The sequence below is a fragment of the Vibrio sp. OPT41 genome (assembly GCF_015163595.1).
GTDB classification, from domain to species: domain Bacteria; phylum Pseudomonadota; class Gammaproteobacteria; order Enterobacterales; family Vibrionaceae; genus Vibrio; species Vibrio alginolyticus.
Genome location: NZ_JADDYH010000073.1, coordinates 1 through 234 on the forward strand (window position 1 = coordinate 1; position 234 = coordinate 234).

Genomic DNA, 234 nt, shown 5'->3' on the forward strand with positions numbered 1-234 from the left:
GGGTACGATTCCTTACAATCTGAAGCTTAGAGGCTTTTCCTGGAAGCATGGCATCAATGACTTCACTACCGTAGTAGCTCGACGTCGTGTCTCAGCCTTAGAAAGAGCCGGATTTACCTAACTCTTCAGCCTACGTACTTGAACCTGGACAACCGTCGCCAGGCCCACCTAGCCTTCTCCGTCCCCCCATCGCAATTGTAAGAAGTACGGGAATATTAACCCGTTTCCCATCGA

The 234-nt window shown here is 50.4% G+C and carries 1 rRNA gene; it reads right to left on the reverse strand.

Going from position 1 to position 234, the window contains the following annotated elements:
• Window position 1 precedes the first annotated feature (1 nt).
• Window positions 2-234 (reverse strand): 23S ribosomal RNA (locus IQP38_RS23880); the annotation flags it as partial.